Raw genomic sequence first — 19,998 nt, 5'->3', positions numbered from 1 at the left:
CGCGTCCATGGACAAAGATCAGCGCTGATTGGACGCAAGAGACGCGTACGGGAACGCACTGACGCTCACATACGCGAGGAGACACGCCGTAGTCACCGAGCCGGGCGGGAGGAAAGCGGATGTACCACACCTGGATGCGCTATTTCACCCCCGCCCCCGCCCACCACCGGCTCGGCCTCGCCTGCCTCGGCGTCGGCCTCCAGCACGGCGAGCTGCCCGTCGTCGGGCCACGCACCCTCGACCACCACGTCGCCGTCGTGATCAGCGCGGGCAGCGGCTGGTACCGCACCCCCGACGGCCACCGCCACCCCGTCACCGCGCCCGCCCTGATCTGGCTCACCCCCGGCATACCGCACCACTACGGGCCCGACCCGAGCTGGGACGAGTGCTTCGTCGACTTCACCGGGCCCGCGACAGCGACGTACACCGAACTCGGCTACATCGAACCGGACCGGCCCGTCGTGCCCCTCGCCGACGCGGGCGCCGCCCGGGCGGTCGTCGGCCGCATCGCCCGCGCCGCCCGCCGCGGCAACCCCCTCCTGGAGGTCGAGACGGGCGCCGCCGTCCATGAACTCCTCGTCGCCCTGCGCCGCGCCCGGGCCGACCTCGCCCCCGACGGCGACGAGGTGCTGCAGGCCCTCGCCCGCGACGCCTTCCAGCCGCTGTCCGTCGCCGATCACGCGGCCCGGCACGGCATGACCCCCGCCGAACTGCGCATCGCCGTACGTCGCGGCGCCGGATGCAGCCCCAAGGACTACCTCCTCGGCATCCGCCTGGGCCGCGCCAAGGAACTCCTCGCCGCCACCGAGCTCCCGGTCGCCGCCGTCGCCCGCCGCGTCGGCTACGACGATCCCGCCTACTTCTCCCGCCTGTTCACCCGCCGCGTCGGCATGGCACCCGTCCGCTTCCGCGAGCAGCAGGGCCGAACCGTCCCCGGCGGCTGGAGCCACCGGATACCGGACCCCGACGATCCGCCGATGATCGAGCGGCTGAACACCTCATAGGGATCCATGATCGAGCCCCTGTACGCCACGTAGGGTTGGACCTCATGACCACGAGCAACACCAACGAAGCGACCGGCGGCGCAAGCGGCCGGGTCGACCCCGCTGTCCGCGCCGAACTCGCCCGGTTGCGCGACAGCATCGACAACATCGACGCCGCCGTCGTGCACATGCTCGCCGAGCGCTTCAAGTGCACCCAGCAGGTCGGCCACCTCAAGGCCGCACACCAGCTGCCGCCCGCCGACCCGTCCCGCGAGGCCCACCAGATCGCCCGGCTGCGCCGGCTCGCCGAGAACGCCAAGCTGGATCCGGCCTTCGCCGAAAAATTGCTGAATTTCATCATCGCCGAGGTCATCCGCCACCACGAGCGCATCGCGGACGGCGCGGGCAACGGCGCGGCCGACGCGGGGGAGTGACACCGGGCGGTCGGAGCGTGCATGCTGCGTGAGCACTCTTCGCCGGGCACTCGCCTCCGGCACTTCCCGCCACAACCACGGGCGCACGTCGTGAGTCGGTACGGGCAGCAGCTGGTATGTCCACACGAGGGGACGTCGGGCCATGCCGTCGGATGCCAAGATCCTCATCGTCGACGATCACGAGGACACGCTGTACGCCCTGGAGAGCGCCCTGGCCCCGCTCGGCTACCAGGTGGCCCGGGCGACCAGTGGTGACGAAGCGCTCAAGGAAGTCCTGCGCGGCCAGGTCGGACTGCTCCTCCTCGATGTGCGCATGCCAGGCGTCAGCGGCCTGGACGTCGTGCGCTACATGCGGCGCGTGGAGCAGACCCAGCACATCCCGATCATCCTGCTCACCGGCTTCGGCCCGGACGCCGAACTCGCCTCCGTCGCCTTCGGGCTCGGCGTCGCCGACCTCGTCATGAAACCCATCGACCCCTGGGCGCTGCGCACCAAGGTCCGCTACCTGTACGACACCCACCAGCGCCACCGGGCCCTCGAACAGGAGCTGCGCGAACTGCGCACCCAGGCCAAGGTGCACAGGCCGCCCGTCCCCGGCCCCGGCCTGCCGCACCCGGACATCCGTGGCCCCGGCCCGCGCGAGGTCCGCAACAGGAAGCTGGAGCAGGACAGCACTCCGTAGCCGACGGGCGCCCGCACCCTGCGGCCGAGAGGGGCACACGCCCGGTGGTCGACGGGTCTCTGCCGCGTGGCCGAGAGGGGCACACGCCCGGTGGTCGACGGGTCTCTGCCGCGTGGCCGAGAGGGGCACACGCCCGGTGGTCGACGGGTCTCTGCCGCGTGGCCGACAGGGGCACACGCCCGGTGGTCGACGGGTCTCTGCCGCGTGGCCGACAGGGGCACACGCCCCGTGGTCGACAGGTCCCCGCCTCGTGGCCGACGCGTGCCTGCCCCTGCGGCTGTCGAGGGACATAAGGCGTGTACCGGGCCACCTCTGTGCCCTGTCAGCGGCATCAGGCAGCATGGCCCCATGTCCGTACTGACGCGCGACGAAGCGCAGACCCGTGCCAAGCTCCTCGACGTCCACCACTACGGGATCGAACTCGATCTGACCCGCGGGGACGAGACCTTCGACTCCCTGACCGTCATCCGGTTCACCGTCCGTGCCGATGCGGACACCTTCGTCGAGCTGAAGCCCGCCGAGCTGCGCTCCGTCACCCTCGACGGGCAGCCCCTCGACCCCGAGACCCTCGTCGAGAACCGGCTGCCGCTCAAGGGACTGACCACGGGCGAGCACGAGCTGCGCGTCGATGCCGCCATGCGCTACTCCCGCACCGGCGAGGGCATGCACCGCTTCACCGACCCCACCGACGGCGAGACCTACCTCTACACCCAGCTGTTCATGGAAGACGTCCAGCGTGTCTTCGCCGCCTTCGACCAGCCCGACCTGAAGGCCGTCTTCGACCTGTCCGTCACCGCCCCCGACGGCTGGACCGTCCTCGCCAACGGCGTCACCGAGCACCTCGGGCAGGGCCGCTGGAAGGCCGCGCCCACCCCGCTGATCTCCACCTACCTGGTCGCCGTCGCCGCGGGACCCTGGCACTCCGTCCGCACCGAACACCGCGGCCTGCCCTTCGGCATCCACTGCCGCCGGTCCCTGGCCCGCTACATGGACGCCGACGCCGACGAGATCCTCGACATCACCCGCGCCTGCTTCGACCGCTACCACGAGAAGTTCGACGAGCCCTACCCCTTCGACTCCTACGACCAGGCGTTCGTCCCCGAGTTCAACGCCGGCGCCATGGAGAACCCCGGGCTCGTCACCTTCCGCGACGAATTCATCTACCGCTCCGCCGTCACCGACACCGAGCGGCAGACCCGCGCCATGGTCATCGCCCATGAAATGGCTCACATGTGGTTCGGCGACCTCGTCACGCTGCGCTGGTGGGACGACATCTGGCTGAACGAGTCCTTCGCCGAGTACATGGGCTACCAGACCCTCACCGAAGCCACCCGCTTCACCGACACCTGGACCGACTTCGGCGTCGCCCGCAAGTCCTGGGGCTACGACGCGGACCAGCGTCCCTCCACCCACCCCGTCGCCCCCGACCCGGACGCCGTCCCCGACACCGCGTCCGCCATGCTCAACTTCGACGGCATTTCCTACGCCAAGGGCGCCTCCGCCCTGCGCCAACTGGTGGCCTGGCTCGGCGAGAAGGACTTCCTCGCCGGCATCAACACCCACTTCGCCCGCCACAAGTTCGCGAACGCCACCCTCGCCGACTTCATCGACAACCTCGCCTCCGCCACCGAACGCGATGTGCACGCCTGGGCCGACGCCTGGCTGCGCACCACCGGCGTCGACACCCTCACCCCCACGGTCACCGCGGCGGCCGACGGCACCCACACCCTCGCCGTGCGGCACGACGGCAGCCGCCCGCACCGCATCGCCGTCGGCCTCTACGACCGGGACCTCACCGGTGAGGGCCGCCTCACCCTGCGCGAGCGCCTCGACGTCGACGTACCGCAGAGCGAGCCGGCGGCGATCGGCAAGCGCCCCGCCCTGCTCCTCCTCAACGACGGCGACCTGTCCTACGCGAAGGTCCGCTTCGACCCCGCGTCCTTCGAGACCGTCAGCGCGGCCCTCTCCGGCCTGCCCGACCCGCTCACCCGGGCCGTCGTCTGGAACGCCCTGCGCGACGCCGTACGCGACGGCGAACTCCCCGCCATGGCCTACATCGACGCCGCCCGCGCCCACCTCCCGCACGAGACCGACCTCGCTCTCGTCCAAGGCGTCCTGTCCTTCGCGGCCGCCCACGTCGCCGACCGCTACCTGGCCCCCGAGGACCGCCCCGCCGCCCTCGCCACCCTCACCGCCCTGTGCCGCGACCTCATCCGCCGCACCGAGGACGGCTCCCACCCCGGCCTGCGCCTCACCGCCGTACGCCACTTCATCGACGTGGCCGCCCACCCCGACACCATCAGCGCCTGGTTCTCCGAGGGCACCGTCCCCGGCGGTCCCGAGCTCGACCCCGAGCTGCGCTGGCGCATCCTCGGGCGGCTCGCCGTCCTCGGCGCCGTCGACGACGCCGTCATCGACGCCGAACTCGTGCAGGACCCCAGCGCCACCGGCCAGGAAGGCGCCGCACGCTGCCATGCCGCGCTGCCCGACCCCGAGGCCAAGCGGACGGCATGGGAGGCGATGTTCTCGACCGACGACCTCTCCAACTACCTCTTCACCGCCACCGCCCAGGGCTTCTGGCAGCCCGAACAGGCCGACCTCGTCCGCGAGTACGTCGAGCGCTACTGGCCCGACGCCGTGTCCGTCGCCGCCCGCCGTGGCCCCGCCATCGCCGAGGCCGCGGGCCGCTGGGCGTTCCCCGTCCACGCCATCTCCGCCGAGACCCTCGCCCTCGGCGAGGCCTGCCTCCACGACGCCGACCCCATCCCCGCACTGCGCCGCAAGCTCGCCGACCAACTCGACGACCTGGCAAGGGCGTTGCGAGTGCGCGAGGCGTAGGGACCGCACAGTTCCCCGCGCCCCTGTCAGGGGCGCGGGGAACTGCGCGACAAGCCCTCACCGGCCCGCACAAAAGGAACAAGCCATGGGGGTCTGGGGCGCAGGCCCCAGGGACGTTGGGGGTCCCCCTGCTCGAGCGAAGCCGAGAGCTTGGGGGAGGGTAGGGGCGGCGGACACGACGCCGACGGAGTACCGCCGCCGGTTCCGGCATTCCAGCCACAGGATGTAGCTGTTGGGGGGGCGCCGACCAGTCGCGGCAAACCGGGTTCGAGCTCAGTAGTAGCTCCGCCTCCCCAACACGTTTCCCCCGCACGGCAGTACCCCCTTTTGGGTCCGATCGTTGTGCTATACGGGCGCGCCGACCCTAAATGCGTACACCCTTGGATTCCCCTCGCCGCGCGCCCACCGGAGGACACCCATGAGCACGCAGCCCCTTGCCTCAGGCCCCGAAACCCCCGGCGCACTGCGGCCGTTGCTCGACACCGTCCTCGACGCACTCCAACAGGGCGGCACGGCCCGCGGAGGACCGCTGCCCGCGGGAGGACCCGAGGCGGTGGCACGGCGCGTACGGGACGCGGTCGGCGACGTCCTGCCCCGGCAGGGCAGCGAGGACGCCCTGCACATCCTCGTGCGGGCCCTGGCCGAGGGCGCCGCCGACCCCGCAGACCCGCTCTGCGCGGCCCACCTGCACTGCCCACCCCTCGCCGTCGCCGTCGCCGCCGACCTCGCCGCCTCCGCCCTCAACCCGTCCCTGGACTCCTGGGACCAGGCACCGGCCGCCTCGGAGCTGGAGGCCCTCGTCACCAGGACACTGGCCCACGAGGTGTACGACGCGGACGGCGCCGCACTCGTCACCACCGGCGGCACCGAGTCCAACCAACTCGCCCTCCTGCTCGCCCGCGAAGCCCACGGCGGCGTACAGCTCGTATGCGGAGCCAACGCCCATCATTCCCTGCACCGCGCCGCCTGGCTGCTCGGCCTGCCCGACCCCGTCGTCGTCCCCGCCCCGGCAGGCACGATGGACCCGGCCGCCCTCGACGAAGCCCTCACCGAGCTGCACGGCCCGCGCGGCTCCTTCGTCGTAGCCGCCACCGCGGGCACGACCGACGCAGGGCTCATCGACCCGCTGCCCGACATCGCCGACCTGTGCGCCGCCCACGGCGCCCGCCTCCACATCGACGCCGCCTACGGCGGAGGACTCCTCTTCAGCGACCGGCACCGCGCCCGGCTCGACGGACTGAGCCGCGCCCACACCGTCACCCTCGACCTGCACAAACTCGGCTGGCAGCCCGTTGCCGCCGGACTCCTCGCGGTACGCGAAACGAGCGACCTCGCCGTACTCGAACACCGCGCCGACTACCTCAACGCCGACGACGACACCGAGGCAGGCCTCCCCGACCTCCTCGGCCGCTCCCTGCGCACCAGCCGCCGCCCCGACATCCTCAAAATCGCCGTCACCCTCAAGACCCTGGGCAGGGACGGCATCGGCGCCCTCGTCGACCAGGTCTGCGCCCGTGCGGGAGAGCTGGCCGAGCTGATAGCGGCCCACCCCGGCTTCGAGCTCTACGACCGGCCGGTCATCAGCACCGTCCTGTTCCGGCCCGCCGGGGCCACCGACGACACCGTCGCCGCCGTACGCCGCACCCTCCTGCACGAAGGCCGCGCCGTCCTGGGCCGCGCCGCGGTCGACGACCGCCTCTGGCTCAAAGCCACCCTCCTCAACCCCCACACCCGGCCGGGGGACCTGTCCGCGCTCCTGAAACTGGTGGAAGGACACACACTCCGATGAGCCCGACGCCCACCCCTCCACGTCCCGCCGCCGAAGCACCCCGCGACCTGGTGGGCATCGGCATCGGCCCCTTCAACCTCTCCCTCGCCGCCCTCGCCCACCCCCTCGTCGAACTCGACACCGTCTTCTACGAACAACGCCCCGGCTTCGACTGGCACCCCGGCCTCCTCATCGACGGCGCCACCCTCCAAGTCCCCTTCCTCGCCGACCTGGTGACCCTCGCCGACCCGGTGAACCCATGGTCGTTCCTCAACTACCTCAAAGCCCGCGAACGCCTCTTCCCCTTCTACTTCGCCGAGCGCTTCCACATCCAGCGCGCCGAATACGACGCCTACTGCCGCTGGGTCGCCGACAACATCCCCGGACTCCACTTCGGCCACCAGGTCGACGCCGTCCGCTGGAACCCGGAACGCGCCCTGTTCGAAGTCGACTTCACCCAACTCGACACCGACGGGAAAGCCGAATCCCTCGGCCGCTCCTACACCCGCAACATCGTCCTCGGCGTCGGCACCGCCCCCCACATCCCCGAACCGCTCATGCCTCTCGTCGAAGCCCCCGGCGTGCCCGTCATCCACGCCGCGGACTACCTCAAACACCGCGAGCAGTTCCTCACCGCCGAACACATCACCGTCATCGGCGCGGGGCAGTCCGGCGCCGAAGTCTTCCTCGACCTCCTGCGCAACCGCCCCCCGGGCCACGAGAAGATCCACTGGCTCGCCCGCACCGAAGCGTTCGCACCCATGGAGTACTCCAAGCTCGGCCTGGAACACTTCACACCCGACTACACCCGCTACTTCCACGCCCTCACCGAACCCGTCCGCGACCGGCTCGTCGCCGCCCAATGGCAGCTCCACAAAGGCATCGACGCCGACACCATCGCGGCCATCCACGACGAGCTCTACCGTCGCACCCTGCACGGCGGTTGGCCCGACGCCGTCCTCATCCCCGCCGTCACCGTTCGCACCGCGGGACGCGTCGCCACCACCAAGGTCGAACTCCACCTCGAACACGGCCAGCAGGGCGCCCGCTCCCGCCTCACCACCGACGCCGTCGTCCTCGCCACCGGCTACCGCGAACGGCCCCTCGGCCAGATCCTCGCCGGACTCGACCCCTACCTGCGCCGTGACGGCAGCGAACGCCCCCGCATCGACGACCAGTTCCGCCTCGTCCTCGACCCGTCCGTCGCCGGTCACGTCTACGTCCAGAACGCCGAACTCCACACCCACGGCGTCGGTGCCCCCGACCTCGGCCTCGCCGCCTGGCGCAGCGCCACCATCCTCAACTCGCTCACCGGCAAGGACCCCTACCCGCTACCCGGCCGAACTGCCTTCACCACCTTCGGACTCGAACCGCATCGGCAGGTCCCACCCGCACGCCGGACCAGCCGGCCGCTCACCCCTCTCGGTGAGGGACGGTAAAGAAGGCGCGTTCACCACTCCCGGCTGACCGGATCCGCTACGAGTTCAACAGCCGCGACGGCCTCCACGTCCACGGCGCCGGCGCGAAAACCATCGCCGGCGCCGTGGACGTATCCCTGATGGCTCTTTGGCAGACCTACCGCTCTGGAAGACGGACGTTCTGGAAGACGAACCGCCCGGCAGGTGGACCGCTCCGGCAGGTGGACCGCTCCGGAAGACGGACCGCTCCGGAAGACGAACCGCCCGGCAGGTGGACCGCTCCGGACGACGGACAGCCCTAGAAGACGGGCGTGCCGTCCCGCGTCAGCTTCCAGTCCACCGAAGCGAACTCCTTCGGGTCGAGCGTGCCCTTCGCGGTCACCCACTCGGCGATCCGCGTACGGATCTCCGTCGACTCCGACCACACCTCGGTGGCCGAAGCGACATGCGGGAAGGCGCCGCCACCATTGGCCCGGTAGTTGTTCACCGCCAGCACGAACTGCTGCGCGTCGTCCAGCGCCGCACCGTTGTAGCTCAGGTTCTTGATCCGCGAGCCCTCCGCCTGCGCGATGTCGATGTCGTACTGAAGACCCGACACGTAGTCGTAGTTGTAGTCGGGGCGGTTGTTCGCGTTCGTCAGCTTCTCCGTGTCGATCACCGTGCCCGCCGCCGTCCGCACGAAGTAGTTCGCCGAGTACTCCAGGTACGCCCGGATCTGCGCCCCCGTCATCACCTTCGCGACCAGCGTGTTGTCGTACACATACAGGCTCGACAGGTCCCGGATCGTCACATCGCCGGCCGGAATCTCCGACGTACGGGAGAACGGCGACGCCTGCGCGATCACCGGCAGCGACGCGTACGCCGTGCCCGCCAGCGCCGCCTTGACCACGTCCTCCTGGACCTTGGTGATCAGGTCGATGATCGGGGCGTCCTTGTACCGCGCCTCCACCGTCGTCAGCGTCTCGGTCGCCGTACCGACCACCTGGTTGACATACGCGACGACCACGTCGTGCTCGTCCTTCAACAACTTGGTGATCTTCGGGTCGTCGGCCACCGAGTTCGAGTTGCGGACCGTCGCCGCCACCGACTCGACCTGCCACTTCCCCTTCTCGAAGACCAACTCGACGTCGAAGACCGACAACCGCTCCGCGTACGCCAGCGGCTCCGACAGCACGACCGTCTTTCCGGTCGCCGTGTTGGTGACCTTCAGCTCGGGAATCTCCACATGCGCGTGCCCGACGAGAATCGCGTCGATACCCGGCACCTGCTGCGCTACCAGCGCCGCCGAGTTCTCGACGTACGGCAGCTGGTCACCGTACGACGAGGTGCCCGACGAGCCGGAGTGCGCCGACACGACCACGACGTCCGCACCCATCGACCGCAGCTTCGGAACCCACTTCGCCGCCTGCTCCTCCAGACCCGGAAACGTCAACTTGCCCTGGACATAGGCCTTGTCCCAGATCGCGATACCCGGGTTCGTCAGACCGAGGACCGCCACCTTCACCGGCGGGGCGCCGTGGACGTAGAACTCCTTGATGAAGTACGGAGGGAACGCCGGCTTCAGCGTCTTCGCGTCCAGCGCGTTCGCGCCCAGCAGCGGGAAGTGACACTGCGACTCGAACTTCCGCAACGTCTCGATGCCGTAGTTGAACTCGTGATTGCCGAGCGCCGCGGCGTCGAACCCGATCGCGTTCATCGCCTGCGCCATCGGGTGGATCGGACCGCCCTTGGCGGTGATCGGATCCACCTTCGCGTAGTAGTACGTCAGCGGAGTGCCCTGGATCGTGTCGCCCGCGTCCAGCAGCAGCGTGTTGCAGTGGCCCTTCTCCTTGCGGATCTCGTTCACCAGCGTCGAAATCCGCGCCAGACCCTGCGCGTTGCCCGCCTTGTCCGTGTACTCCGCGTCCTTGAAGTAGTCCCAGTTGAACACATGGCCGTGCAGATCCGTCGTGCCCATGACCGTCAGCGAGTACCGCTTCGGCGACTTCGTGCCTCCCGAGGTCTCGGCAGCCTGCGCCGCCGGAGCCGCGGCCGCCCCGGCGAGCGCGACTCCCGCACCCGTCACGGCGGACTTCTTCAGGAACTTCCGGCGGTTCAACGGCATCTCTGTGGCTCCTAGGGAAAGGGTCAACGACGCGCGTAGATTCTGGCCCAACAGCCAACCCCGCAACAGGTCCAGAAGGTTTCGATCTGATGACCTGTGAGCACCACAACCGGCTCTCCCGGTGACAGAGTGGGACGTATGGCCCCCACCGCGGACTCCACCCCACAAGAACCCCAACCCGCCGTCCCCTACGGCACACCCGAATCCCCGCGCATCGCCGTCCGAGGCGAAGCCCACCTCGAAGTCGACCCCGAGATCGCCCGCATCGGCATCACCGTCGAGGCCCACGGCCGGGACCGCCGCGAAGCCCTCGCCGACCTCACCCGCCGCAACGCCGCCGCCCTCGACCTCGTGAAGTCCTACGGCGACGCGGTCGAACGCCTGGAAACCGGCGCCTTCTCCATCAGCCCCGAACTCAGCAGACGCGGCCGCGGCGAACGCGTCCGTACCTACCACGGCCGCGTCCACATCACCGCCGACCTCACCGACTTCACCGCACTCGGAGAACTCACCACCGCACTCGCGGACCGCGACCTCACCCGCGTCGACGGTCCCTGGTGGGCCCTGCGCCCCGACTCACCCGCCCACCGCACCGCCAGGCAGCAAGCCGTCCGGGAAGCCCTCCAACGCGCCCGCGAATACGCCGAAGCGCTCGGGACCCACCTCTCCGCCCTCGTCGAACTCGCCGACATCGGCGCCGAAAGCGCCCAGCCGTACGCCTTCGAAGCCCAGGCCTCCCGCGCCATGCGCGCCAGATCCGCCTATGGCGGCGGCCCCATCGAGGACGAAGCCGCCGGCCTCGACCTCGAACCCCAGCGCCAACACGTCTACGCCCAGGTCAACGCCCGATTCACGATGGCGCCACCGCAGTTGTAGAGAATGTGACGGTCGGTGACCGAACGCTTCTCCTGTGCGGAGGCTCGCGGATGAATGGATAAATGCGACCGGGGCGTACCCAAAACCCGCTCTGCTCATCGGAGCGGACCCACGCACAATTCAACAGTTGTCAATAGCTCTTCACGCAAAGGTTGTTGGGTAGTCACGCACGACCAATTCTCTACCCACCGGTAAGGCCTAGGCTCGAACCATGCGCCGAGCAAAAATCGTCTGTACATTGGGCCCCGCCACCGACTCGTACGACCAGATCAAAGCCCTGGTCGAAGCCGGAATGGACGTAGCCCGCTTCAACCTCAGCCACGGCACCTACGCCGAACACGAGGAGCGCTACCACCACGTGCGAAAGGCCTCCGACGAGACCGGTCGCAGCGTCGGAATCCTCGCCGACCTTCAAGGCCCGAAGATCCGACTCGGCCGCTTCAGCGAAGGCCCCGTACTCCTTGAACGCGGAGACACCTTCACCGTCACCGTCGAAGAAGGCGTCGAGGGCGACCGTCAGACCTGCGGAACGACCTACCAAGGACTCGCCGCCGACGTCACCCCCGGTGAACGCATCCTCGTCGACGACGGCAAGGTCACCCTCGAAGTCACCGCTGTCGACGGACCCCGCGTCCACACCACCGTCGTCGAAGGCGGCATGGTCTCCGACCACAAAGGCCTCAACCTCCCCGGCGTCGCCGTCTCCGTCCCCGCCCTCTCCGACAAGGACGAAGCGGACCTCCGCTGGGCTCTCCGCTCGGGCTTCGACGTCATCGCACTGTCGTTCGTCAGAAGCGGCAAGGACATCGTGGACGTCCACCGCATCATGGACGAAGAGGGCCGCCGCCTCCCCGTGATCGCCAAGGTGGAGAAGCCCCAGGCCGTCGACAACATCGACGACATCGTCGCCGCCTTCGACGGCATCATGGTCGCCCGCGGCGACCTCGGCGTCGAGATGCCCCTGGAACAGGTCCCCATCGTCCAGAAGCGCGCCATCAAGCTCGCCAAGCGCAACGCCAAGCCGGTCATCGTCGCCACCCAGATGCTCGACTCGATGATCGACAACTCCCGCCCCACCCGGGCGGAAGCCTCGGACGTCGCCAACGCGGTCATCGACGGCACGGACGCGGTGATGCTGTCCGGGGAGACCAGCGTCGGCAAATACCCCATCGAGACGGTCAAGACGATGGCCCGCATCGTCGAAGCCGCCGAGGAGGACATCCTCGCCAAGGGGCTGCCGCCGCTGACCGAACGCAACAAGCCCCGCACCCAGGGCGGCGCCGTCGCCCGAGCCGCCGCCGAAATGGGCGACTTCCTCGGCGCCAAGTTCCTCGTCGCCTTCACCCAGTCCGGCGACACCGTCCGGCGCCTGTCGCGCTACCGCTCGCCCATCCCCCTGCTGGCCTTCACCCCGGACCCGGCGACCCGTTCCCAGCTCAACCTCACCTGGGGCGTCGAAACCCTCCTCGGTCCCCACGTCGGCTCCACCGACGCCATGGTCGACCAGGTCGACGAGCTCCTCCTCAACCACGGCCGCTGCCAGAAGGGCGACATCGTCGTCATCACGGCCGGCTCGCCGCCCGGAGTCTCCGGCTCGACGAACCTCGTACGGGTGCACCACATCGGCGAGGACGACAGTCCCAAGTAGTACGCGACGACAGCCCCGAGCAGGCCGCAAAGGGGGCCCTTCTCAAAGAGGGCCCCCTTGGGCCTTCCTACGGCGTGACGATGTTGAAGTCCGCCGTCGGCGTCACGATCACCGAGAACAGCTTCGTGAGCAGCGCCGTGTCACCGGAGGTCCCGATCGACCCCAGCCCCCTACCGGCCAGCAGCTGCAACAACTGCGCCTTGGACATGGTGAGCGTGAGCCCGGCGCCGGCACCGGCCTTCGCATCGGAGGTATGGGTCAACACCCCGTTCTTCAGCCGCAGATGCCAGTACCTGCCCTGCCCCGGCAGATACCAGTCGATCGCCAGATCCAGATCCCACGCCTTCGGACCGTTCACCCGCACCGACATCGCGTCGATCAGCTGATCCACGGACAGCGCGGCCTTCACATCCGAACTGTCCGACCCGGCCGAAGGCGGCTTCACGCCCTCACGAAGCTCCATCGCACCGGTCAGATAGAAATTCCGCCACACGGCGTTCTCGGTCGCATACGCCAGCTTCTCGTAGACCTGCGCCAGAAGCTCCTTCGGCCTCTCGGAATCCGGCTCCGCGAAAACGCAATGATTGAGCAGAGTCGCCGCAAACCGCAGATCGCCATCCCGAACGCATCCCCGCGCCTTCGAAACAGCGGAAGACACCCCACCCAATGCCTTCACATACCGCTTAGCCTCGGCGACCGGCGGATGTTCCCACAAATGCGCGGGATTCGCATCGAACCACCCCATGTAACGCTGATAAATACCCTTCACGTTATGACTCAGAGACCCGTAATAACCCCTGTTCGCCCACACCTCGGCAAGCGCCGGAGGCAGCACGAACTCCTCCGCGATCTCCCGCCCGGTCATCCCGGAATTCAGCATCCGGAGAGTCTGGTCATGCATGTACGCGTACACATCCCGCTGCCGCTCGAGAAGCGCGACGATCTCCTCGTTGCCCCACGTCGGCCAGTGGTGCGAGGCGAAAGCGACGTCGACCCGGCCGTCGTACAGCCCGATCGACTCGGTCAGATACGCGGCCCACTGCTTGGCGTCCCGGACCTGCGCCCCGCGCAAGGTGACGATGTTGTGCATCGTGTGCGTCGCGTTCTCCGCCATACAGACGGCACGCAGCTCGGGAAAGAGGAAGTTCATCTCGGCCGGGGCCTCCGTCCCCGGCGTCATCTGGAACTCCATGACGACCCCGTCGACGGTCTCGCGGTGCCCGGTCGTGGAGACGTACACGGTCGGCTCCAGGAGCCCGATGGTGCCGGCCGAGATGTTCTGCCCGAGCCCGCAGCCGATCTGCGCGGCGGGTCCTTTGTCGAGATGGGCGCCGTACATGTAGATCGACCGGCGGGTCATCGCCGTCCCCGCGTAGACGTTCTCGGAGACGGCGTGCTCCATGAACCCTTCGGGCGCGAGGATGGGAACGTCCCCGGCCCCGTCGGGCAGTACACCACGGCAGCCGCCGTAGTGATCGACGTGCGGGTGGGTGTAGACGAGCCCGGTGACCTCCTTGTCGGCCACATGCTCGCGGTACAGCTTCAGCGCGGCTGCGGCCGTCTCGGCGGAGATCAGGGGGTCGATGACGACAATCCCGGTGTCGCCCTCGACGATCGTCATGTTGGAGATGTCCAGCCCGCGGACTTGATGGATCCGGTCGGCGACCTTGTACAGCCCCTGCTTGCACGTCAGTTGTGACTGCCGCCAGAGGCCGGCGTTCGCGGTTTTCGGGGCGTCCCCCGTGAGGAAGTCATACGCGTCGTTGTCCCATACGACGTCGCCGGCGGCGTTCTTCACGACTCCGGGTTCCAGAGCGGCGATGAACCCCCGGTCGGCGTCCTCGAAGTCGCCGGTGTCCGCCGTACTGGCGCTACGGGCATCCAACGCGGTGGCGGACTGCGGATTCAGGGACACGGCCGCCGCAGCCGCACCGGCGGCCGCCGCGACGAAACCTCGTCGGTTCATGGGAGTCATGCGGCCGAAGATCGCCCCGGGCGGTCACTCCGGTCAACGGTTCTTTCGCGATCTGGGGCAGCTCCCAACGGACGGCCGCGCAGACAGTGACGGGTCATATTGCGGGGTCAGTACTTGGGGCCCACGTGGGTGTCCATGAGGGCGACGGAGGCGCGCCGGGCGACCGAGATGTTGCGCGCGTTAGGTTGCTTCCAGTCGACACCGACCTTGCCGAGGGTGTCGGTGTAGAGCTGCCTGATGTCCGCGGAGAGATTCGTGAAGAAGTACCGCGGGTACTCGTAGCGCTTGCGCTCGCCGTCGATGACCTTCTCGGTCCAGTTGGTGACGCGGCAGCCGTCGGAGTGGATGAGCCCTCGGATGAACTCCCAGGGGTGGGTGTCGACGATGGCCTGTTGCCAGGGTTCGAGGGCGATCTTGCGGTTGTGCTTCATGCCGGGCCCATGCTGAGGGATGAGGCAGGGCCAGTGTTTGCTGGAGCCGGTGACTGCGACGCAGCCCTGCTTCTTGACGCGGCATACGCTGTTGTCCGGGCGGACGGATCGCATGGCGGCTTCGCATGCGTCGATGATGCCGGGCCAGGCGTTGTCCAACACGATGCGGATGAAGTAGACGCCTCTCCGATGGGCGTTGATACACCCGTCGCCCAGGTAGAGCCCCAACAGGTAGGCGTACGCCGCCTGGTTCGCAGGCGGGGCCGGTACGTCCTGGCACCTGGGGCAGGGGCTGCCGGAGCGTCTGCGAGGTTCGATGCGGCTCTGCCAGGAGCGGATGGCGGCCCGAGAGACGCCCGTCTCCTTGCTCACCGAGTTCAGGCTGCGCCCTTGAGCCACCAACGCCAAAGCCCGCTTACGTGTGCCCACGTCGTACATGTGGACACCCTGTGCGACTGATCGTTACGACACGTAGCAAAAAGCGGATGTTCACGAGAATGGGAACATCCGCTTTTTTGTGGCGACCTTGAAATCCAAGGAAAAGTGCCCCGAGTCGGATTCGAACCGACGCTGTATGGGTTTTGAATCCATGGCCTCTACCGCTGGGCTACCGGGGCCCCTTCGAAACGAAGGTCAGCGGTCACCCGCCGTGCCACCACCATACCGCAGCTGGGTAGTCTCTTGGGAGCAGTACCCCGCGCCCTGAACGAGGAGCCCCCGTGACCGCCCCCGAGTCGCCCCAGCCCGTAGACGCGCCCGACGACGACAAGTCGCACGTGCCTCCGCTGACGACCCGCGTCGTCATCGCTGAGGACGAGGCGCTGATCCGTCTCGACCTCAAAGAGATGCTGGAGGAAGAGGGCTACTCCGTCGTAGGGGAGGCGGGGGACGGCGAGCAGGCCATCGAGCTGGCTCGCGAGCACCGCCCGGACCTCGTGATTCTCGACGTGAAGATGCCCAAGCTGGACGGGATCTCCGCGGCGGAGAAGATCGCCGAGGAGTCCATCGCCCCCGTCCTCATGCTCACCGCCTTCTCGCAGCGCGACCTCGTGGAGCGTGCGCGCGACGCCGGCGCGATGGCGTACCTGGTGAAGCCGTTCAGCAAGAGTGACGTCGTGCCGGCGATCGAGATGGCCGTCTCGCGTTTCACGGAGCTGAAGGCGCTGGAGAAGGAGATCGCGGATCTCACGCAGCGGCTGGAGACGCGGAAGCTCGTCGACCGTGCGAAGTCGGTGCTGCAGACCCAGTACGGGCTGACCGAGCCGGCCGCGTTCCGGTGGATTCAGAAGACCTCCATGGACCGCCGTATGTCCATGCAGCAGGTCGCCGAGGCGGTCATCGAGGACGCCGAGGAGAAGAAGTCCGCGAAGGGTTAGTCCCGGAGCTGCGGTACAGCGAGAGGCCCGCGCCCCCCTGACAAGGGCGCGGGCCTCTTCGTACACCCGGAGCGAACTCAGTCCTCGCCGAGGTACGCCTTCCGCACGGATTCGTCGTGCAGCAGGTCCTGCCCCGTGCCGGAGAGCACGATGTTGCCGACCTCCATGACGTGTCCTTGGTCGGCGAGGGAGAGCGCCGCCTGGGCGTTCTGCTCGACGAGGAGGATGGTCGTGCCGGAGGCCTTGAGTTCGGCGATGGTGGCCATGATCTTCTGCATCATGATCGGCGAGAGGCCCATGGAGGGTTCGTCGAGCATGAGCAGCTTGGGCTGGGACATCAGCGCCCGGCCCATCGCGAGCATCTGCTGTTCACCGCCGGAGAGGGTTCCGGCGGCCTGCTTACGGCGTTCCCCGAGGATGGGGAACAGGTCGTAGGCCCGCTGGATGTCCTTCTCGATGCCGGCCTTGTCGGAGCGCAGGAACGCGCCGAGTTGGAGGTTTTCGGCGATCGTCAGCCGGGGGAAGATGTGGCGTCCCTCGGGGGAGTGGGCGAGGCCGAGGGCGACGATCTTGTGGGCGGGGACCCCGGAGAGGGGTTTGCCGTCGAAGAGGATGCGGCCGGCGCTGGGCTTGAGGAGCCCGGAGAGGGTGCGCAGGGTGGTCGTCTTGCCGGCGCCGTTGGTGCCGATGAGGGTGACGATCTCGCCGGCTTCGACGGTGAAGGAGATGCCCTTGACGGCTTCGATCTTGCCGTAGGCGACCTTGAGGTCTTCGACCTCCAGCAGTGCGGTCACTGGGCGGTTCCTTCCTTGCTGGTGGTGCTCTGCGCGTCGGAGGCGTCCGAGGCCTCGGCGGTGCCGGAGGCTTCCGCGGCTTCGACTTCGGCGAGTTCTTCGTCGCCGGGGGCGCCTTCGAACGGTTCACCGAGGTAGGCGGCGATGACGCGTTCGTCGCCCTGGACGACTTCCGAGGTGCCTTCGACGAGCTTTTCGCCCTGGACGAGGCAGGCGACGCGGTCGCTCAGGTTGAAGATGAAGCGCATGTCGTGCTCGATGACGAGGACGGCGATGCCCCTGTCGCGGATGGCGAAGACGAGGTCTTCCGTCGCTCGCGTTTCCTGGGGGTTCATGCCTGCGGTGGGCTCGTCGAGGAGCAGGAGGCCCGGCTCGCTCGCCATCGCGCGGGCGATCTCCAGTTTGCGCTGTTCGCCGTAGGGGAGGTTGCGGGAGAGGTGGTCGGCCTTGTGGTCGAGGCCGATGAACTCCAGCAGTTCCATGGCGCGTTCGCGGGACGCTGCTTCTGCCTTGCGGAAGCCGGGGCCGCGCAGGAGGGCCGACCAGAGGCCTTCCTTGGTCCGCGTGTGGCGGCCGACGAGCACGTTTTCCAGGACGGTCATGTTGGCGAAGAGCCGGATGTTCTGGAACGTACGCGCGATGCCTGCGCTGGTGACCAGGTGGGGCTTCGGGGGGAGCACCGTGCCCTTGTAGGAGACCTTGCCCTCGGTCGGCACGTACAGGCCGGTCAGACAGTTGAAGAAGGTTGTCTTGCCGGCGCCGTTGGGGCCGATGAGGCCGACGATCTCGCCGCTGTTGACGGTGAGGTCGACGCTGCGTACGGCGGTGAGGCCGCCGAAGCGCATGGTGACGCCGCTGGCTTCGAGGACGGGGGTGGGGGCCGTGGTGGTGGTCATGTGGGTCACGCCCCTGCCTTGGTGACGCCGACGGTGGTGTCGGGCAGGCCTTGTTCGGGGATGTCGAGTTGGCCGGTTTCGTGGAATTCGAGCTGGCGGCGGCGGTTGGCGATGATGCCTTCGGGGCGGAAGCGCATGAGGATCACGAGCGCGACGCCGAATGCCAGCAGCTGGTACTCCTTGAGGAAGCTGAGCTTCTCGGGGAGGAGGTAGAGCAGCGTGGCGCCGAGGATGGGGCCGTTGACGGTGCCCATGCCGCCGAGGACGACCGCGGCGAGCAGGAAGGCGGAGTTCGGGGGCACGGAGCCGGCGAACTGGTACGGGGCCGGGTTGACGCTGTAGCCGACGTGGGCGCTGACCGTACCGGCGAGGCCTGCCAGCGACGCACCGAGCGCGAACGCGATGAGCTTGACGCGGAAGCCGTTGATGCCCATGGCGGTGGCGGCGGTCTCGTCTTCGCGGATGGCGATCCAGGAGCGGCCGATGCGGGAGTCGGCGGCGCGGTTGAAGACGAGGACGACGAGCGCGGTGATGAGGAGCATCAGCAGGAAGTAGTTCGCGAATCGGCCGAGGGTCATTCCGCCGACGTCGTGCGAGCTTCCGAAGTTGAACCCGAAGATCTTGAGGTCCGGGATCATGGAGATGCCGTTGGGGCCGTTGGTGAGGTTCGGTCCGCTGGATCCGTCCATGTTGTTGACGGAGATGCGGAAGATCTCTCCGAAGCCCAGGGTCACGATGGCGAGGTAGTCGCCGCGCAGTCGCAGGGTGGGGGCGCCGATGAGGACGCCGAAGACGAGCGACGCTGCCATGCCGGTGAGCATGGCGGCCCAGAAGGGGAACTGGACGCCGGAGAAGCGGGAGAACTCGGAGCCGGAGACGAGGGCCGCGGCGTAGGCGCCGACACCGAGGAAGGCGACGTATCCGAGGTCGAGGAGTCCGGTGAGGCCGACGACGATGTTGAGGCCGAGGGCGACGGTGGCGACGACGAGGATGTTCACGCCGAGGTTGGCGTTGTGCTCGTTGTTCTCGACGAAGGGGAAGATCGCCGCGGCGAGGAACGCCATGGAGGTGGCGAATCCCTTGTGGCGGGCGTTGAGTTCGGCGAAGCGGTCGAAAAGTCCGGCGGTGAGCAGGGCCCAGGCGCCGAAGATGACCAGGAGCAGGTAGCCCAGGAACGTTTCGCTTGCGTCGGGGTCGACGCCGATGCCGTAGGTGAAGACGATCAGGGCCACGGCGGTGGCGGCGGTGATGACGAGGCGCTCGCCCCAGCCGGGCAGCTTGGCGGCCGGGGGGATGTTCTCGGGCTTGGTGACGTAGTCCTTGAAGGTGTCACCGGGCTTGGGGAGTGCGAGGGCGCCGAGGAGGCCGATCAGCGAGCCGACGGCGGCGATGTAGGCGCCGGGGTCGAGGGCGACGAGGCCCTTGAGGTCGACGGCGATGGCGATGGCGCTGAACCAGCTGACGGCGACCGCGGAGGTGGCGGCGAGGACGACGGGCTGGGTGGCGCCCGCCGGGTTGAGCCAGCCGAGGCCGCGGACGTTCCAGGTGGTGAGGGCGAAGAGGAGGGTGAGGGCGCCGGCGACGAGGTCGAGGACCTGGAGACCGGCGGGGGAGCCGTAGTACGTGAGGTCGCCGGGGAAGTCCGCCGTGTACGTCCAGGACATGAACGTGCTGGCGATGGTGGCGACGGCGCCGAGGGCGATGAGGGCGCGGGCGGCGGCCTGCGGCAGTGCGATCAGGCCGCGCACGGAGGTGGTGGTCTCGGTGGTTGCCAT

15 protein-coding genes and 1 tRNA gene are annotated in these 19,998 nt (G+C 68.6%); 9 read left to right on the top strand and 7 right to left on the bottom strand.

From position 1 onward, the window contains the following. Positions 1-119: 119 nt before the first annotated feature. From IEY95_RS21325 to IEY95_RS21300, 6 genes are all read left to right on the top strand, one after another. Positions 120-1,004, top strand: a complete 885-nt coding sequence (locus tag IEY95_RS21325) for a helix-turn-helix domain-containing protein (RefSeq protein WP_189187668.1) — start codon at positions 120-122, stop codon at positions 1,002-1,004. 44 nt (positions 1,005-1,048) lie between these two features. Continuing rightward, entirely contained in the window at positions 1,049-1,417 is a 369-nt protein-coding gene (locus IEY95_RS21320; protein ID WP_189187667.1) for a chorismate mutase, read from the top strand. Between the two features lie 142 nt (positions 1,418-1,559). Continuing rightward, entirely contained in the window at positions 1,560-2,099 is a 540-nt protein-coding gene (locus IEY95_RS21315; RefSeq protein WP_189187666.1) for a response regulator, read from the top strand. 348 nt (positions 2,100-2,447) lie between these two features. Further along, positions 2,448-4,937, top strand: coding sequence for an aminopeptidase N (gene pepN / locus IEY95_RS21310; protein WP_189187665.1), 2,490 nt, complete (start codon positions 2,448-2,450; stop codon positions 4,935-4,937). A gap of 418 nt (positions 4,938-5,355) precedes the next feature. After that, on the top strand, positions 5,356-6,726 hold the full coding sequence (locus IEY95_RS21305; protein ID WP_189187664.1) for a pyridoxal phosphate-dependent decarboxylase family protein: 1,371 nt from the start codon (positions 5,356-5,358) through the stop codon (positions 6,724-6,726). Next, positions 6,723-8,144 (top strand): lysine N(6)-hydroxylase/L-ornithine N(5)-oxygenase family protein, encoded by a 1,422-nt coding sequence (locus IEY95_RS21300; protein ID WP_189187663.1) that lies wholly within the window; start codon positions 6,723-6,725, stop codon positions 8,142-8,144. The genes IEY95_RS21305 and IEY95_RS21300 overlap by 4 nt, the downstream gene beginning before the upstream one ends. Positions 8,145-8,421: 277 nt before the next feature. On the opposite strand, the gene IEY95_RS21295 is transcribed toward IEY95_RS21300, so the two are convergent. Beyond that, complete coding sequence (locus IEY95_RS21295; protein WP_189187662.1) at positions 8,422-10,227, bottom strand: bifunctional metallophosphatase/5'-nucleotidase; 1,806 nt, start codon at positions 10,225-10,227, stop codon at positions 8,422-8,424. Between the two features lie 138 nt (positions 10,228-10,365). Between IEY95_RS21295 and IEY95_RS21290 the strand changes: the two genes are divergently transcribed. Both IEY95_RS21290 and pyk read left to right on the top strand, forming a co-directional pair. Next, positions 10,366-11,103: an SIMPL domain-containing protein gene (locus tag IEY95_RS21290; protein ID WP_189187661.1), complete on the top strand. Its 738-nt coding sequence runs from the start codon at positions 10,366-10,368 to the stop codon at positions 11,101-11,103. A 211-nt stretch (positions 11,104-11,314) separates the two neighbouring features. Continuing rightward, the gene (gene pyk, locus IEY95_RS21285) at positions 11,315-12,751 is read left to right on the top strand and encodes a pyruvate kinase (protein ID WP_189187660.1); all 1,437 of its coding nucleotides are present in this window, start codon (positions 11,315-11,317) and stop codon (positions 12,749-12,751) included. A gap of 67 nt (positions 12,752-12,818) precedes the next feature. Here pyk and IEY95_RS21280 read toward each other — a convergent pair whose 3' ends face one another. The 3 genes from IEY95_RS21280 to IEY95_RS21270 all read right to left on the bottom strand — a co-directional run bounded on the left by IEY95_RS21280 (position 12,819) and on the right by IEY95_RS21270 (position 15,774). Then, the gene (locus IEY95_RS21280; RefSeq protein WP_189187659.1) at positions 12,819-14,726 is read right to left on the bottom strand and encodes an alkyl/aryl-sulfatase; all 1,908 of its coding nucleotides are present in this window, start codon (positions 14,724-14,726) and stop codon (positions 12,819-12,821) included. A gap of 107 nt (positions 14,727-14,833) precedes the next feature. Beyond that, positions 14,834-15,595, bottom strand: coding sequence for a helix-turn-helix domain-containing protein (locus IEY95_RS21275; RefSeq protein ID WP_189187658.1), 762 nt, complete (start codon positions 15,593-15,595; stop codon positions 14,834-14,836). A gap of 106 nt (positions 15,596-15,701) precedes the next feature. Then, positions 15,702-15,774, bottom strand: a tRNA-Leu gene (locus IEY95_RS21270). A gap of 102 nt (positions 15,775-15,876) precedes the next feature. On the opposite strand from IEY95_RS21270, the gene IEY95_RS21265 reads away from it, so the two are divergent. Then, positions 15,877-16,533 carry an ANTAR domain-containing response regulator gene (locus tag IEY95_RS21265; RefSeq protein WP_189187657.1) on the top strand — a complete coding sequence of 219 codons (657 nt, stop codon included), beginning with the start codon at positions 15,877-15,879 and terminating at the stop codon, positions 16,531-16,533. A gap of 77 nt (positions 16,534-16,610) precedes the next feature. Here the strand turns inward: IEY95_RS21265 and IEY95_RS21260 are convergent, their stop codons facing one another. The 3 genes from IEY95_RS21260 to IEY95_RS21250 are packed head-to-tail and all read right to left on the bottom strand — an operon-like array spanning position 16,611 to position 19,998. Beyond that, a complete protein-coding gene (locus tag IEY95_RS21260; RefSeq protein WP_189187656.1) occupies positions 16,611-17,327 on the bottom strand; it encodes an ABC transporter ATP-binding protein in 717 nt (238 codons plus the stop codon). After that, on the bottom strand, positions 17,324-18,223 hold the full coding sequence (locus IEY95_RS21255; protein WP_189187655.1) for an ABC transporter ATP-binding protein: 900 nt from the start codon (positions 18,221-18,223) through the stop codon (positions 17,324-17,326). The genes IEY95_RS21260 and IEY95_RS21255 overlap by 4 nt, the downstream gene beginning before the upstream one ends. 5 nt (positions 18,224-18,228) lie before the next feature. Further along, positions 18,229-19,998, bottom strand: a complete 1,770-nt coding sequence (locus tag IEY95_RS21250) for a branched-chain amino acid ABC transporter permease (RefSeq protein WP_189187790.1) — start codon at positions 19,996-19,998, stop codon at positions 18,229-18,231.

This window comes from Streptomyces albiflavescens (assembly GCF_014645835.1).
Lineage (GTDB): Bacteria > Actinomycetota > Actinomycetes > Streptomycetales > Streptomycetaceae > Streptomyces > Streptomyces albiflavescens.
Note: the sequence above shows the minus strand (reverse complement) of the source record. Positions and strands in the feature narration are given on the sequence as shown.

Coding starts and splice junctions, on each gene's coding strand:
- IEY95_RS21290 (WP_189187661.1), top strand. CDS start 10,366: ATGGCCCCCACCGCGGACTCCACCCCACAAGAACCCCAACCCGCCGTC.
- IEY95_RS21250 (WP_189187790.1), bottom strand. CDS start 19,998: ATGGCAACCACCGAGACCACCACCTCCGTGCGCGGCCTGATCGCACTG.
- IEY95_RS21280 (WP_189187659.1), bottom strand. CDS start 14,726: ATGACTCCCATGAACCGACGAGGTTTCGTCGCGGCGGCCGCCGGTGCG.
- pepN (WP_189187665.1), top strand. CDS start 2,448: ATGTCCGTACTGACGCGCGACGAAGCGCAGACCCGTGCCAAGCTCCTC.
- IEY95_RS21315 (WP_189187666.1), top strand. CDS start 1,560: ATGCCGTCGGATGCCAAGATCCTCATCGTCGACGATCACGAGGACACG.
- IEY95_RS21325 (WP_189187668.1), top strand. CDS start 120: ATGTACCACACCTGGATGCGCTATTTCACCCCCGCCCCCGCCCACCAC.
- pyk (WP_189187660.1), top strand. CDS start 11,315: ATGCGCCGAGCAAAAATCGTCTGTACATTGGGCCCCGCCACCGACTCG.
- IEY95_RS21320 (WP_189187667.1), top strand. CDS start 1,049: ATGACCACGAGCAACACCAACGAAGCGACCGGCGGCGCAAGCGGCCGG.
- IEY95_RS21305 (WP_189187664.1), top strand. CDS start 5,356: ATGAGCACGCAGCCCCTTGCCTCAGGCCCCGAAACCCCCGGCGCACTG.
- IEY95_RS21275 (WP_189187658.1), bottom strand. CDS start 15,595: ATGTACGACGTGGGCACACGTAAGCGGGCTTTGGCGTTGGTGGCTCAA.
- IEY95_RS21295 (WP_189187662.1), bottom strand. CDS start 10,227: ATGCCGTTGAACCGCCGGAAGTTCCTGAAGAAGTCCGCCGTGACGGGT.
- IEY95_RS21300 (WP_189187663.1), top strand. CDS start 6,723: ATGAGCCCGACGCCCACCCCTCCACGTCCCGCCGCCGAAGCACCCCGC.
- IEY95_RS21255 (WP_189187655.1), bottom strand. CDS start 18,223: ATGACCACCACCACGGCCCCCACCCCCGTCCTCGAAGCCAGCGGCGTC.